This window comes from Streptomyces sp. NPDC107562, assembly GCF_055657325.1.
Genome location: NZ_JBVKBE010000006.1, coordinates 312,911 through 326,876 on the forward strand (window position 1 = coordinate 312,911; position 13,966 = coordinate 326,876).

Sequence of the window (13,966 nt, forward strand, 5' to 3'; positions counted from 1 at the left end):
GGTCACAGCTCCAGCATGCCGGGCCGGGCGAGGAGGTGCTGTACTCTCGGCGACCTCGCCCCGGCTAGTCAAACTTGAGGAATGCAGCCATCTCCGTGCAGAGGATTCCCACGGCAACCCCCTCCGAAATCACCGAACTGGCCGCATGCCGCGCCGTGTTCGTACCCGGTGACCCGGCACGCACCGGCCGCGTCGCCTTCTGGCGCCCCGACGGCACCGCCGCTGTGGTCATGCACGGCGGCACCCTCGAGGAGCTGGCCGTCGTGCTGCCCGGTGGCGCCGGCGTCGAGCTGACCGCGGTGCCGGCCGTACTGCTGCCCGTGCGCACGGCGCTGCCCGTCCTCACGCGGGCGCGCAGCGCCCCGGCCGGACACCGGTCGGCCGTCTTCTGGGGCGCGGCCGCCCTGCTGGGGCTGCGGTTCGTGGCCCGGGGCCTGCTGCTGCCCGGCCTGTCGGCCGGTGACCACGACGCCTGGCGTGCGGGACCGCTGCGCGTCGAGGACGTGGAGAGCGTCCGACGGCTCGCCGCCGCGATGCCGCCCGAGGCGCACGCCGTACCGCTGGACGGCTCCGGGCCCTTGCGGTTGCCCGACCCCGAGCGCCTGCTGCGGGCCTTCCTGGACGCGGTCGCCGACACCCTGCCCCGCTCCCCCGCCGCGTCGCTCGTGACGGGCGGACCCGCCTATGCCGTAGCGGAGCCGCAGCACCTGCCCGGACACCGTGTCTGGGCCGCGGACGTCGCCGCAGGGCACGACGCGGGCGTGCGGATCTCGCTGCGGATCGAGGCGTGTGGTCCGGCGCCGGACGACGACACCCCACCGGATTTCCGCGCCGTGCTCCAGGTCCACAGCGTGAGCGACCCTTCGCTGGTGTCGGACGCCACGGAGGTGTGGACCGGGACGGGCATCTCCGAACGGGGCTTCGGGCCCCGCGCGCGGATGGACGCGCTGCTCGCGCTGCGGCGGGCGGCACGCGCCTGGCCGGCGCTGACACCCCTCCTGTCGGCCTCGGTGCCGGACGCCGTCGAACTCGCCGACGAGGAGGTCACCGAGCTCCTCGGCGAAGGCGCGGCGGCCCTCGCCGGGGCCGGGGTCGACGTGCACTGGCCCAGGGACCTCGCCCGCGGACTGACCGCCCGCGCGGTCATCGGGCCGCCGGACGACGGGAAGACCCCGGCCAGGCTCTCCTCGGACACGCCGTCCTTCCTGTCGGCGGACGCGTTGCTCGCGTTCGACTGGAGGTTCACGCTGGGCGGCCGACAGCTCACGCGTGACGAGCTGGACCGGCTCGCCGAGGCGAACCGCCCGGTGGTGCGGCTACGTGACCAATGGGTGCTGATCGACCCGCAGGAGGCACACCGCGCCCACGCGCGGCAGGACCGCAAGATCACCCCGCTCGACGCGCTGGGCGCCGCGCTGACAGGCTCGGCGGAGGTCGACGGCCGCCGGGTCGAGGTGGAGCCGACCGGCTGGCTGGCGGCGCTGCGGGAGCGGCTGGCGGACCCCGAGGCGCAGGAACCGGTCGGCCAGCCCGCGGCGCTCGCCGCCGAACTGCGCGACTACCAGCGGCGGGGCCTGACATGGCTGGCCCGGACGACGTCGCTGGGCCTCGGCTGCTGTCTCGCCGACGACATGGGACTCGGCAAGACGATCACCCTGATCGCGCTGCATCTGCACCGCCGGTCCGACCCGGCCACGGCCGGTCCCACCCTCGTGGTCTGCCCGACGTCCCTGATGGGCAACTGGCAGCGGGAGATCGAGAGGTTCGCGCCCGGCACGCCGGTGCGCCGCTTCCACGGCTCCCGACGCGACCTGGAGGGCGTGGCCGAGGGGGAGTTCGTCCTGACGACGTACGGCACGATGCGGCTCGACGCGCGACGGCTGGCCGAGGTGCCGTGGGGGCTGGTGGTCGCGGACGAGGCACAGCACGTGAAGAACCCGTACTCGGCGACCGCGCGGGAGCTGCGGTCCATCGGCGCACGCGCGCGCGTGGCGCTCAGTGGCACGCCCGTCGAGAACAACCTCTCGGAGCTGTGGGCAATCCTCGACTGGACCACCCCGGGGCTGCTCGGCCGCCTCGGCACGTTCCGCAGTCGGTACGCACAGGCCGTCGAGGGCGGCCAGGACCCGGCCGCCGCGGAGCGCCTGTCCCGGCTGGTGCGGCCGTTCCTGCTGCGCCGCCGGAAGTCGGATCCGGGCATCGCGCCCGAACTGCCGCCGAAGACCGAGACCGACCGCAGCGTGTCGCTCACCGCGGAACAGGCGGCGTTGTACGAGGCCGTGGTGCGCGAGACGCTCGCGGACATCGCGGACGCCGACGACATGGCGCGGCGGGGGCTGATCATGAAGTTGCTGACCGGCCTGAAGCAGATCTGCAACCACCCGGCGCAATACCTCAAGGAGGAGCGCCCGAGGATCGCCGGGCGCTCGGGAAAGCTGGAACTGCTGGACGAGTTGCTCGACACGATCCTGTCCGAGGAGGCCGGCGTCCTGGTCTTCACGCAGTACGTGGGGATGGCCCGGTTGATCGAGCGCCATCTGGCGGACCGCGGCGTGGCCACGCAGTTCCTGCACGGCGGCACCCCCGTCCCCGCGCGCGAGGCGATGGTGCGGCGCTTCCAGGACGGCGAGGTCCCGGTGTTCCTCCTGTCGTTGAAGGCGGCGGGCACGGGCCTGAACCTCACGCGCGCCGAGCACGTCGTGCACTACGACCGCTGGTGGAACCCCGCCGTCGAGGCACAGGCGACAGATCGCGCGTACCGCATCGGCCAGGACCGGCCCGTGCAGGTGCACCGGCTGATCGCGGAGGGAACCATCGAGGACCGCATCGCCGAGATGCTGCTCCGCAAACGGCAGCTGGCCGACGCGGTGCTGGGATCCGGTGAGGCCGCGCTCACGGAGCTGACGGACGCGGAACTGGCCGATCTGGTGGAGCTGCGAGAGGCAACGCGATGACTGGTCACGACGAGACGGAACGCACCTTCGCCGCGTTGCCTCCCGCGCGCGGGAGGGGCTTCGCGCTCACCTGGTGGGGCCGGGCCTGGCTGAAGGCGGTGGAGGACGCGGCGTTGGACGCGGCGCAGGTGAAGGCGGGCCGACGGCTCGCGCGTGCGGGTGCCGTGGGGGCCGTGTCGGTGCGACCGGGGCGGATCACCGCGGTCGTGCAGGACCGGGACGGAGCGGCGCACCGAGCCGACGTGCTGCTGGAGGAGCTGTCGGCCGCGCAGTGGGACCACTTCCTGGAGATGGCGGTCGCTCGTGCCGGGCACGTCGCGGCGCTGCTCGACCGCGAGATGCCTCCGCACCTCGTGGAGGACGCGGCCACAGCGGGTGTCGAACTGCTGCCCGCCATGGGCGATCTGGAGCCCACCTGCGATTGCGGTGCCTGGGACCACTGCGGCCACACGGCGGCGCTCTGCCACCAGGTGGCCCGGCTGCTCGACGAGGATCCCTTCGTCCTGCTGCTGATGCGGGGGCGTGGCGAACAGGCCCTGCTGGACGCCCTCCAGACCCGTGGTGCGCCACCCGCGCGGGAGGCGGCCGGCGAGTACGCCGAGCCCGAGGGGCTGGACGCTCTGGAGGCGTACGCGGCCGCGGACATCCTGCCCCCGTTGCCGTCACCGCCCGCCCTCCCGACGGAGCCGGGACCGCCACCGTCCTTCGACACCGAGACCCCGCCCGGGCCCGGCGTCGACCCGGCCGCCCTGGAGTTCCTGGCCGCCCGCACGGCGGTGATGGCCCACCGTCTGCTGTCCGAGGCGCTGGAGGCGGGCGCGGGTGCGCAGGAGCTGACGGTGGCACAGGACGCCGTACGGCTGGCGGCGGGCGCTCCTGAGCGGACCGTGGCCGAGCGGCTCGCCGAGGGGTCCGGGCGGAGCCCCGAAGAGCTGACGGCGGCGGTGCGGGCGTGGCGGTACGGCGGTACGGCGGGGCTCTCCGTGCTGGAGGAGGAGTGGGAGGTCGAGGGCGAAGCCCTCGCACGCGCGCGTGCCGCCCTGGAAGCGGCCTGGGACGACGAGGACGCGCGTCCGGCACTGCGGGCGCGGGGCAACCGGTGGACGGTCACCGGGGCGCCGCTCCAGCTGCGCCTCGGGCGGGACGGTCGCTGGTGGCCGTACCGGGACGAGGGGGGCCGCTGGGTGCCGGCGGGCGCGGGAGACACTGACCCGGCGACGGCGTTGGCCGCCGCCGGAGGGCGTGCGGACGGGCCCTAAGGCAGTTCGTCGACCGGAAGGTTCGAGATCAGGGACTCCAGCTCGCTCGGCAGGTCGCTCGGCAGGTTGCTGGGCAGCCCTGAAGGGAGCCCGGTCGGCAGTGACGGCAGTCCGCTCGGGAACACGGAGGGGAACTCGGTGGGCAGCCCGGAGGGCAGCTCGCCGGGAACGCCGACGCTTGGTTCCGCGGAGGTGGTGCCGGCAGTCGGTTTCCCGTCCGGCGACTCGTCGCTCCCGGAGTCCATCAGGACCACCACGGCGACGAGGACCGCGACGGCCACGAGCACGGCCAGGGCGAGCAGGAGGGGACCGCGCCGCCGTCGCGGGGGCAGCGGTCCGAATTGCGTGGTGGACGGTCCGAAACCGCCGCCCGGGGGCGGCGTGTCACCCGGTTGTCCGGGCGGCTGAGGGGGTACGGGCGGCATGGCCATGGCGCCCAGGTTCCCGAATCGGGTACCTGGGCCGCGACCCCCGCGCGGTGGTTGACACGGGCTCATGCCATGGAGCACACGATTCCGTGGCATTCCGCGCGGGGGCAGACCTCGCGATGCCCGTACCGGTCTCGTACGGCCTCAGCCGCGCGCGCCCAGCAGGTGGTCCATGGCCAGCTGGTCGAGCCGCTCGAACGCCATCCCGCGCGCGGCGGCCGCGTCCACGTCGAACTCCTCGAACGCGGTGCGGTCGGCGAGCAGCGCCTGCACGCCGTCGGCGGCCGTGGGCTGCGCGAGTTCGTCCAGGCGCGAGGCGCGCAGGGCCTCCTGGACCTCGGGGTCGGCGCGGAAGGCGGCGGCGCGCTCCTTGAGGATGAGGTAGTTGCGCATGCAGCCGGCCGCCGAGGCCCACACGCCGTCGAGGTCCTCGGTCCGCGGCGGCTTGAAGTCGAAGTGGCGCGGCCCCTCGTAACCGGCGCTCTCCAGGAGGTCGACCAGCCAGAACGCGGACCGCAGGTCACCGGCGCCGAAACGCAGGTCCTGGTCGTACTTGATGCCGGACTGGCCGTTGAGGTCGATGTGGAAGAGCTTGCCCGCCCACAGGGCCTGCGCGATGCCGTGCGGGAAGTTCAGGCCGGCCATCTGCTCGTGGCCGACCTCCGGGTTCACGCCGTACAGCTCCGGCCGCTCCAGGCGCTCGATGAACGCCAGGGCGTGGCCGACGGTCGGCAGCAGGATGTCACCGCGGGGCTCGTTCGGCTTGGGCTCGATCGCGAAGCGCAGGTCGTAGCCCTGAGAGGTGACGTACTCGCCGAGGAGGTCGAACGCCTCCTTCATGCGGTCGAGCCCGGCGCGCACGTCCTTGGCGGCACCGGACTCGGCACCCTCACGCCCGCCCCACGCGACGTACGTCCGCGCGCCCAGCTCCGCCGCCAGGTCGATGTTGCGGATGGTCTTGCGCAGCGCGTACCGGCGGACGTCACGGTCGTTCGCGGTGAACGCGCCGTCCTTGAAGACGGGGTGCGTGAAGAGGTTGGTGGTGGCCATGGGGACGGTCATGCCGGTCGCGTCCAGGGCCTGACGGAAGCGCTTGATGTGCGACTCGCGCTCGGTGTCCGACGATCCGAAGGGGATCAGGTCGTCGTCGTGGAAGGTCACTCCGTGGGCGCCGAGCTCAGCCAGGCGCTGCACCGTCTCGACCGGGTCGAGGGCACGCCGCGTGGCGTCGCCGAACGGGTCCCTTCCCTGCCAGCCGACGGTCCACAGGCCGAAGGTGAACCTGTCCTCGGGGGTGGGCTGGTAGTTCATGCCGCGGCTCCCTTGCTCGCTTGCGACTGTCGCACACGACTATTTCGTCATGGCGGTTTACAAATTAGTATGCGAACGCATCCCTGGGAAGAGACCACCGCCTCAGTGGGAAGAGACACAGGTGTCTCCTGAAGGGGGCATGAGCCGCTGGAACGCCGCACCAGCAGCGGAACACAGCGGAAGCAACAGCAGAGACCAGAACCACAGAGCCGCAGAAAACAGGGAGAGCCCGATGTCAGCAGCCGAGGGTCCGCTCGTCGTCGGCGTGGACACATCCACCCAGTCCACGAAGGCACTGGTCGTCGACGTGTCCACAGGTGAGATCGTGGCGAGCGGTCAGGCGCCGCACAAGGTCACCTCCGGCGCGGGCCGGGAGAGCGATCCGCGGCAGTGGTGGCAGGCACTGTGCGAGGCGCTGCGCCAGTGCGGTGAGCCCGCCCATGAGGCCGCCGCGGTGTCCATCGGCGGCCAGCAGCACGGTCTGGTCACGCTGGACGCCCGGGGCGAGCCGGTGCGACCCGCCCTGCTGTGGAACGACGTGCGCTCGGCGCCGCAGGCGCGCCGGCTGGTCGAGGAACTGGGCGGCGCGAAGTTCTGGGCGGAGCGCACGGGAAGCGTGCCCGCCGCGTCGTTCACCGTCACCAAATGGGCCTGGCTCGCGGAGCACGAGCCCGAGGCGGTGCGGGCGACGAAGGCCGTACGGCTCCCCCACGACTACCTCACCGAACACCTCACGGGGCAGGGCACGACCGACCGCGGCGACGCCTCCGGCACCGGTTGGTGGGCGTCCGGCAGCGAGGCGTACGACGAGGAGATCCTCGCGCGCGTGGGTCTGGATCCGGCGATGCTGCCGCGCGTGGTCCGGCCCGGTGAGGTGGCGGGCACCGTGCGGGACAGTCACGACCTGCCGTTCTCCAAGGGCACCCTGGTCGCCCCGGGCACCGGCGACAACGCCGCCGCCGCGCTCGGTCTCGGCCTGCGCCCCGGCACCCCCGTCATGAGTCTGGGCACGTCCGGCACCGTGTACGCGGTGTCGCAGCGGCGTCCTGCCGACCCGACCGGCACCGTGGCGGGCTTCGCCGACGCGCGCGGGGACTGGCTGCCGCTGGCCTGCACCCTGAACTGCACGCTCGCCGTGGACCGCGTCGCGGCCCTGCTCGGCCTGGACCGCGAGGCCGTCGAGCCCGGCACGAGCGTGACCCTGCTGCCCTACCTGGACGGCGAACGCACCCCCGACCTGCCGAACGCCTCGGGCCTGCTGCACGGCCTGCGACACGACACCACCGGCGGTCAGCTCCTCCAGGCGGCGTACGACGGGGCCGTGCACGCGCTGCTGGGCGCGCTGGACCTGGTCCTCGACGAGGACGCGGACCCGTCGGCGCCCCTGCTTCTGATCGGGGGCGGCGCCCGGGGCGCGGCCTGGCAGCAGACGGTACGACGGCTGTCCGGGCGGCCTGTCCAGGTGCCCGAGGCCCGGGAACTGGTCGCCCTCGGCGCCGCCGCGCAGGCGGCCGGAGTGCTCACCGGCGAGGATCCCGCCGCGGTCGCCCGGCGCTGGAACACCGCGCGCGGGCCGGTCCTGGACGCGATCGAGCGGGACGAGGAGACGCTGGCGAGGATCTCCGGGGTACTCTCCGACGCGGCCCCGCTGCTGGAGCGGAGCCCCGAGAGCCGTTGAGACCACGCGGGCCGAGCGGCCGCCGACAACCGACTCCCACCGCTCACAGGCTCACAGGCTCACCGACGACTCACCGATGACTCCACCGACAAGGACGGGGGCATGACCGCACCGCTGCACAAGGCCGACCCCGCCGGTCCCGGACGCGCGCTGCCGGACACCCAGCAGGGCATGCGGCGCCGCAACCTCGCCCGGGTGATGCACACCGTCGGCGCGGAGGGCCCGCTGTCGCGCGCCGCGGTGGCCTCGCGCATCGGCCTGACCCGTGCGGCGGTCTCCACCCTGGTCGACGAGCTCATCCGTACCGGTCTGCTGGAGGAACTGGGCCCCGAGCGTCCCGGCCGCGTGGGCCGGGGCCGTCCCGGTTCCGCGCTCGCGGTCAGCGGGAACGGTCCCGCGGGGATCGGCGCGGAGGTCGGCGTCGACCATCTCGCCGTCTGCGCCGTCGACCTGCGCGGAGAGGTGCGTGCACGAGCCGTGCGGCACGGCACCAACCGCGACCGCTCGCCCGAGCCGGTGATCGGGGAACTGACCGCGTTGGTACGCCAGGTCGTCGCCGAGGCGGACCGCGAAGGGCTGTGGCCCGCGGGGCTCGCGGTGGCGGTGCCCGGGTTGGTGGCTCGCGACGCCCGGACCGTCGTACGCGCCCCCAACCTCGGCTGGCACGACATCGACCTGGGCTCCCTGCTCCCCGTCGACCTGCCCCTCACCGTGGACAACGAGGCCAACTTCGGCGCGCTGGCCGAGCTCTGGCTGGGCGAGGACACGCCTCGTGACTTCGTGCATGTGTCCGCCGAGATCGGTATCGGCGCCGGCGTGGTCGTGGACGGCGGACTGCTGCGGGGAACGCGGGGGTTCGCGGGCGAGTTGGGGCACGTGCCGGTCCGGCCCGACGGCCCGGAGTGCGCCTGCGGCGGCCGGGGGTGCCTGGAGCAGTACGCGGGTGAGGAGGCCGTGTTGCGCGCGGCCGGTCTGCGCCCGGACGGGGACCGGGTGGGGCTGCTCGCCGGCCTGGCGGCGGAGGGCGACGAGAACGTACGGCGGGCGCTGCGCGACGCGGGCGAGGCACTCGGCGTCGCGCTGACCGGGGCCGTGAATCTGCTGGACCCCGAGAGCGTGGTGCTGGGCGGCGCGCTGGCCGGGCTCGCGCCCTGGCTGCTGCCGTCCCTGCGCTCCGAACTGGCCCGTCGCACGGCGGGGCCGGCCTGCCCGGTGTCCGTGTCACGGCTGGGTTCCGAGGGGCCGCTGCTCGGGGCCGGACATTGGGTGGTCCGCGGGGTCCTGGACGATCCGGCGGGGGTCCGAGCGGAGGCCTGAAGCCTTCCGCCGGCTCGTCAAGGGCCTGCACGTATCCCTTTCGAGTGAGCGAGTTGTCCACAAGGTGGCGGCCGTCCACGGATCGACGGCGCGAGCTTCACCCAGCCCTCACGCGCCGTACCTTGAATCAAGCGAGGCACGGTCGGCCGCGACCCGACCGCTCCCTTCGCGCTTCAACTTCGTCCAGCTGAGAGGCGATTCCCCATGGATCGGGCACGACCGCTCCCCCGCCGGAGGCGATTCCTCAAGGGCGCCGCTCTTGCCGTCGTCCCCTACGCGCTGCTGCCCGGACCGAGGGCGGGCGCGCAGACCCCGGCCCCCGACCACCCGCTCGCGGAGTGGCAGCCGGCGTCGCGCGCCAACTACACCGAGGCGAACCGACCGGCGACGCACGCCGTGGATCTGGTGGTCATCCACGTCACGCAGACCGACTACTCCGGAACCCTGGCCGTCTTCCAGCACCCCCGCAAGAAGGTGTCCGCGCACTATGTCGTCCGGTCCCGCGACGGACATGTGGCGCAGTGCGTCCGCGAGTCCGACATCGCCTGGCACGCGGGGAACTGGGAGCACAACACGCGCAGCATCGGCATCGAACACGAGGGATGGGTGGACCAGCCCGGCTACTTCACCGACGCCATGTACGCGCGATCGGCCGTCCTCACGGCGGCGATCTGCGCGAGATACGGCATCCCCAGGGACCGCGAGCACATCGTCGGGCATCACGAGATACCGGGCACCGACCACACCGACCCCGGCCCGCACTGGGACTGGCCGCGCTACATGGGGCTCGTCAACTCCGCCTGACGCCCGCCTCAGCCGCGCTCCGCCGCCGCACCGGCCGGCAGTTGCAGCCGCGCCCCCTGGCGCAGCAGCTCCTGCTGGACCAGGGCAGGCGGCACCTCCCGGGGGCTGCGGTCGATCCGGGTGGCCAGCGCGGCGCAGACGCCCGCGGCCTGGCCGGTGGCCATGGCGATGGGCATGACGCGATAGGAGGAGTGCGCCACATGGGAGCCGGAGATGCAGCGGCCCGCGACGAGCAGACGGTCGGTGTCGCGGGGCAGCAGGCAGCGCAGCGGTATGTCGTAGAAGCGGCCGCGCGGGACGCGCTTGAGGACCGTGCCGCTGCCCCTGGGGTTGTGGATGTCGATGGGATAGGCGCCGTGCGCCACCACGTCGGGGAAGGGGCGTGCCGCCAGGATGTCGTGGCCGGTGAGCTGGTAGTCACCGAGGATGCGCCGGGTCTCGCGGACGCCGATCTGGGTGCCGCTCTGTCCGACGTAGGCCTCCTCGAAGCCGGGGACGTGCCCGCGGAGGAAGCGGTCGATCTGCTCCATCTGGCGGCGGGAGACGTACTCGGCGCGGCTCAGGTCCCACACGTCGATGCCGAGCGCCCGGGTGACGCGGGTGCTGTTGACACTGACCTCGCGCGGGTGCGGGGTGCCGAAGAAGAGGATGTCCTCGCGGGGCAGGCTCAGTTCGCCGGCCTCGGTGGCCTCCTGGACGAGGTCCCACAGGCCGTGCACGCCCCGCCACTGGTCGGGGTGCTCGCGGACGTACTCGGCGAAGCGGGGTCGCAGGAAGTCCACGACGCGGAACATCAGCGTCATCGGCTGCACCAGCCCGTCCTCCGGCCGGCCGATCTCCCAGGGCGCCCCGCACGCGGCGGCCACGTCGCCGTCCCCCGTGCCGTCGACGACGACGTCGGCGTCGATCACCACCGGTCCGGACTTGGTCTCGAAGACGACCCGCCAGCCGTCGTCCAGAGGAAGGGCACAGGAGGCGAAGGAGTGGAACAGCATGTGGATGCCGGCCTCGTCGAGCAGGTCGAGCAGGACCAGTTTGTAGATCTCGGGATCGAACGGCACGGTGTACCCGGTCCGCAGGGAGGGCGGGATGCAGCCGCCGCGCTCGTTCAGCCGGTCCAGCAGCCGCCACAGGAAGCCCGCGACCACCGCCTCGCCCTCGCCGTGGTCGGTCGGCAGCAGTTGGTCGCCCGCCTGGCCGGGTTCGGTGAAGACGGCCTGTTTCTGCTCGTTGTGGAACGACATCAGCGGCATCACGAGGGCCACGGTCGCGTTGCCGCCGAGGAAGCCGTACCGCTCGACGAGCACGACGTCGGCCCCGGCGTCGGCCGCGGCGTACGCCGCGGCGGTGCCGGCCGGCCCGCCGCCGACGACCAGGACCTCCGTGCGGCCGCCGTGACGGGCCTCGCGCGGCGGCAGGGTGACGGTCCGTGGTTCCGGGGGTCGTTGCAGGATCGGCATCGGTTCTTCCCGTCGGAGGTGTTCCGAAGGCGGTGGGCGCGCGGCGCGTCAGGTCACCGATCCGGAGCCCGGCCGCAGCAGGTGCAGACCCGGGCGTTCGGCGTCCGGCATCTCCTCGGCCTCGGTCCGCTCCTCCAGCGCTTCGAGAACCACGGAGCACCGGAGACAGGTCTCCCGGGCGGCCCCCCGCAATGCCTGGACCCGCGCGTCCAGTTCATCGCGGCGCTGCGGAAACTCGTCCCACAGCCGGTCGACCTCCGCGAGCAGCAGTCCGGCCTGCTCACGCGCCACGCCGACCAGGGCGGGCGCGCCGATGCGGCGGGAGAAGTCGAAGACCTTGCCGGAGTACGGCAGCGGCAGCACGGGCAGCCCGGAGAGCGCGGCGAAGATCACGAAGTGCAGGCGCATGCCGACGGCGAGGTCGAGATGGTTCATGAAGCCGAGGACCTGGCCGGGGCTGTAGACGCTGTGGAGGATGCGTCCGCGATCCGGGGCGGTCATCCGGGAGAGCACGCCGTGGGCATGGTGGACGTCCTGGCGTTCCATGGGCACGAAGACCACGTGCGCGTCCAGCCGCCGCACCAGGAAGTCCGCGACGTCGGCGAGCAGGGCGTGGTAGTCGCTCTCGTCGAGCTTCTCCGCGGCCCGGCCCGGTTCGCGGACGGACATCCCGACCAGCCGGGTGTCGGCGGGGATGCCCTCCTGGCGCATCATCTGGTCGGTGAAGGGCTCGGGCGGCAGCAGCAGTGCCGGATCGGCGGTCACGGTGACGTCGCGGTCCAGCCCGGCTTCCTCCAGCACGAGCCGGGACTCCTCGTCACGTACGACGACCTCGTCCATGGCCGACAGCACGGTCCGCACGGCCTCCCGGTCCTCCGCCTCGCGCAGCGGGCCCGCGCCGACGGCGTACGCGAAGGTGCGCACCCCACTGGCCTGGGCGGCGCCCACCAGGCGCAGATAGCGGCGTGCCTCGCCGTCGTAGAGGATGCCGCCGCCACCGAGCACCAGCAGGTCCAGGTTCGACAGGACGTCGAGGATCTGTTTCTGCGGGACGCCCTCCCAGTCGACCACCTCGTCGGCGGCGGGCTGGTGGGCGCGGGTGTGCTCGGCGTTCCGGCTGAAGACGACGAGCCGGGCCTGCGGGCGGTGGTCGCGCAGGCAGCCGAGCACGCAGGTCAGGATGGCCTCGTCGCCGATGTTGAAGCCGCCGTACGAGCCCAGCAGACCGATGCGCGGGCCCGGCCCTGGGGGCCGGAAGGGCTGGGTGGTGAAGGTCATCCGGAACTCCTGTCGGAGGAGCTGCGAGCGGTGCGGGGTCCGGGACAACTGCGGGGTGCGCTGCCGTGGGGCCGACCTCGGGTTGCCCTGTGTGCGCGGGGAAAACCCCGGTACCGGGAGAAATCCCCCGGACAGGTACTTCTCGACAGGCAGCGTCATCGTCCCACGGGATCGGGCACGCCACCATCGCGGCACCCGCGCGCCTGCCGGGCGGTGGCGGCCCTCTCAGCCGGGGGTGCCCTGCCGCGGGGTCGCGAAGTGGGCGATCGTCCGCTCGAAGCCTTCCTCCCAGGACACCCTGGGCGTCCAGCCGCACAGTTCGCGGGCGCGGGACAGGTCGGGGCGCGGCCGGGCGTGATCGGGTGGGCGGGCGGTACCGAACCACAGGCCCGCGCGGGAGCCGGTCACGTCGATCACCCGGCGGGCGATCTCCTGGACGGTCGTCTCGTCGCCGCCGCCGATGTCCACGGGCCGCCGGGACCGGCTCGCGGCGACGCGCAGCACACCGTCGGCCACGTCGTCGACGTAGCACAGGGAGCGCGAGTCCGTGCCGTCGTCCTCCACGGTGACCGGCATGCCGGCCAGTGCCTGCCCGGCGAGGGCCGGGATCGACTGCGGGCCGTCCGCCCGCATCCGCGGGCCGTATGTGTCGAAGAGGCGCACGATCCCGGCGTCCGTGGCGTGCTCGGCGGCGTACGCGGCGGTCAGGGCCTCCGCGAAGCGCGCGGACGCGCCGTACGCCGCGTGCGGTCCCCCGGACTCGTCGCCCCCCGAGTCGTCCGGAGCGGCAGACTCCGGCTCACCCGTGCGGCCCCGGCCGGCGTCCCACCAGCCCCCGTCAGGTTCCCGGTGCGACGGCCCCGCCTCCCCCCGCGGTCGGCCCGCCGAGGCGAGCAGGAAGCGGGCGCCGGACCGGGCGGCCACGGTCAGCGCGTTGCGGGTACCGAGGGCGGCGGCGTCCAGCGCCTCCAGGGGGCGATCCCGGCAGTCGGCCGGCAGGGCGGGGCCCGCGCAGTGCAGGACCAGGTCGTACGCCCCGTGCAGCGCGTCCGGGACACCGGGGTCCGCCATGTCGCGTTCCAGGAACCGGAAGCCGGGGTGGCCGGCGAGGTGCCGGAGGTTGTCCGCGGACCCCGACGACAGATCGTCGACGCAGTCGACGCCGACACCGGCCTCGATCAGACGTTCACACAGATGCGAGCCCAGGAATCCGGCCCCGCCGGTCACCAGGGCCCGTCGCCAGGCGGGTCGTGTCGCCGGCGCCTCGGAAACGGTCATCGTCGTCATCAGCGCGACCTTCCTTCCGCCGCAGAGGCACGGGGCCTCTCGCCGAAGCGCCCCGGACCGCCGACGCCTCTCGGCGACGGCGACCCGGGTGCCGCCACCGGGCCGCTTTCACAGCCGCTCCCATATTCGGCCGCCCACCACCCCCCTGCCACACGGGCCTGCGCTTGACAGCGGACCCCACCTCGGCCGC

At 73.6% G+C, this 13,966-nt stretch carries 10 protein-coding genes; 5 read left to right on the top strand and 5 right to left on the bottom strand.

The window, feature by feature from the left end; genetic code table 11:
• Positions 1 to 95 precede the first annotated feature (95 nt).
• A complete protein-coding gene (locus tag ACZ7LV_RS19835; protein WP_471940861.1) occupies positions 96 to 2,954 on the top strand; it encodes a DEAD/DEAH box helicase in 2,859 nt (952 codons plus the stop codon).
• Positions 2,951 to 4,213, top strand: coding sequence for an SWF or SNF family helicase (locus tag ACZ7LV_RS19840; protein WP_471940863.1), 1,263 nt, complete (start codon positions 2,951 to 2,953; stop codon positions 4,211 to 4,213). Before ACZ7LV_RS19835 ends, ACZ7LV_RS19840 begins: the two co-directional genes overlap by 4 nt.
• Here ACZ7LV_RS19840 and ACZ7LV_RS19845 read toward each other — a convergent pair.
• Positions 4,210 to 4,644, bottom strand: coding sequence for a hypothetical protein (locus ACZ7LV_RS19845; protein WP_471940864.1), 435 nt, complete (start codon positions 4,642 to 4,644; stop codon positions 4,210 to 4,212). The genes ACZ7LV_RS19840 and ACZ7LV_RS19845 overlap by 4 nt on opposite strands.
• 141 nt (positions 4,645 to 4,785) lie before the next feature.
• Entirely contained in the window at positions 4,786 to 5,952 is a 1,167-nt protein-coding gene (xylA, locus tag ACZ7LV_RS19850) for a xylose isomerase (protein WP_471940866.1), read from the bottom strand.
• 232 nt (positions 5,953 to 6,184) lie between these two features.
• Between xylA and xylB the strand changes: the two genes are divergently transcribed.
• From xylB to ACZ7LV_RS19865, 3 genes are all read left to right on the top strand, one after another.
• The gene (gene xylB / locus ACZ7LV_RS19855; RefSeq protein ID WP_401671790.1) at positions 6,185 to 7,630 is read left to right on the top strand and encodes a xylulokinase; all 1,446 of its coding nucleotides are present in this window, start codon (positions 6,185 to 6,187) and stop codon (positions 7,628 to 7,630) included.
• A gap of 102 nt (positions 7,631 to 7,732) precedes the next feature.
• Positions 7,733 to 8,947 carry an ROK family protein gene (locus ACZ7LV_RS19860; RefSeq protein WP_471940867.1) on the top strand — a complete coding sequence of 405 codons (1,215 nt, stop codon included), beginning with the start codon at positions 7,733 to 7,735 and terminating at the stop codon, positions 8,945 to 8,947.
• Positions 8,948 to 9,151: 204 nt separating this feature from the next.
• Positions 9,152 to 9,751, top strand: a complete 600-nt coding sequence (locus ACZ7LV_RS19865; protein WP_471940869.1) for an N-acetylmuramoyl-L-alanine amidase — start codon at positions 9,152 to 9,154, stop codon at positions 9,749 to 9,751.
• Between the two features lie 8 nt (positions 9,752 to 9,759).
• On the opposite strand, the gene ACZ7LV_RS19870 is transcribed toward ACZ7LV_RS19865, so the two are convergent.
• The 3 genes from ACZ7LV_RS19870 to ACZ7LV_RS19880 form a co-directional block, all read right to left on the bottom strand.
• Complete coding sequence (locus ACZ7LV_RS19870; protein WP_471940870.1) at positions 9,760 to 11,211, bottom strand: FAD-dependent oxidoreductase; 1,452 nt, start codon at positions 11,209 to 11,211, stop codon at positions 9,760 to 9,762.
• Positions 11,212 to 11,259: 48 nt separating this feature from the next.
• Entirely contained in the window at positions 11,260 to 12,489 is a 1,230-nt protein-coding gene (locus ACZ7LV_RS19875) for a polysaccharide pyruvyl transferase family protein (RefSeq protein WP_471940872.1), read from the bottom strand.
• A gap of 225 nt (positions 12,490 to 12,714) precedes the next feature.
• Positions 12,715 to 13,776, bottom strand: a complete 1,062-nt coding sequence (locus ACZ7LV_RS19880) for an NAD-dependent epimerase/dehydratase family protein (RefSeq protein ID WP_471940873.1) — start codon at positions 13,774 to 13,776, stop codon at positions 12,715 to 12,717.
• Between the last annotated feature and the right edge of the window lie 190 nt (positions 13,777 to 13,966).

Bases quoted from the DNA above. Each gene is read 5' to 3' on its own strand.
- xylA (WP_471940866.1), bottom strand. From the start codon at position 5,952: ATGAACTACCAGCCCACCCCCGAGGACAGGTTCACCTTCGGCCTGTGG.
- ACZ7LV_RS19870 (WP_471940870.1), bottom strand. From the start codon at position 11,211: ATGCCGATCCTGCAACGACCCCCGGAACCACGGACCGTCACCCTGCCG.
- ACZ7LV_RS19840 (WP_471940863.1), top strand. From the start codon at position 2,951: ATGACTGGTCACGACGAGACGGAACGCACCTTCGCCGCGTTGCCTCCC.
- xylB (WP_401671790.1), top strand. From the start codon at position 6,185: ATGTCAGCAGCCGAGGGTCCGCTCGTCGTCGGCGTGGACACATCCACC.
- ACZ7LV_RS19860 (WP_471940867.1), top strand. From the start codon at position 7,733: ATGACCGCACCGCTGCACAAGGCCGACCCCGCCGGTCCCGGACGCGCG.
- ACZ7LV_RS19880 (WP_471940873.1), bottom strand. From the start codon at position 13,776: ATGACGACGATGACCGTTTCCGAGGCGCCGGCGACACGACCCGCCTGG.
- ACZ7LV_RS19845 (WP_471940864.1), bottom strand. From the start codon at position 4,644: ATGGCCATGCCGCCCGTACCCCCTCAGCCGCCCGGACAACCGGGTGAC.
- ACZ7LV_RS19875 (WP_471940872.1), bottom strand. From the start codon at position 12,489: ATGACCTTCACCACCCAGCCCTTCCGGCCCCCAGGGCCGGGCCCGCGC.
- ACZ7LV_RS19865 (WP_471940869.1), top strand. From the start codon at position 9,152: ATGGATCGGGCACGACCGCTCCCCCGCCGGAGGCGATTCCTCAAGGGC.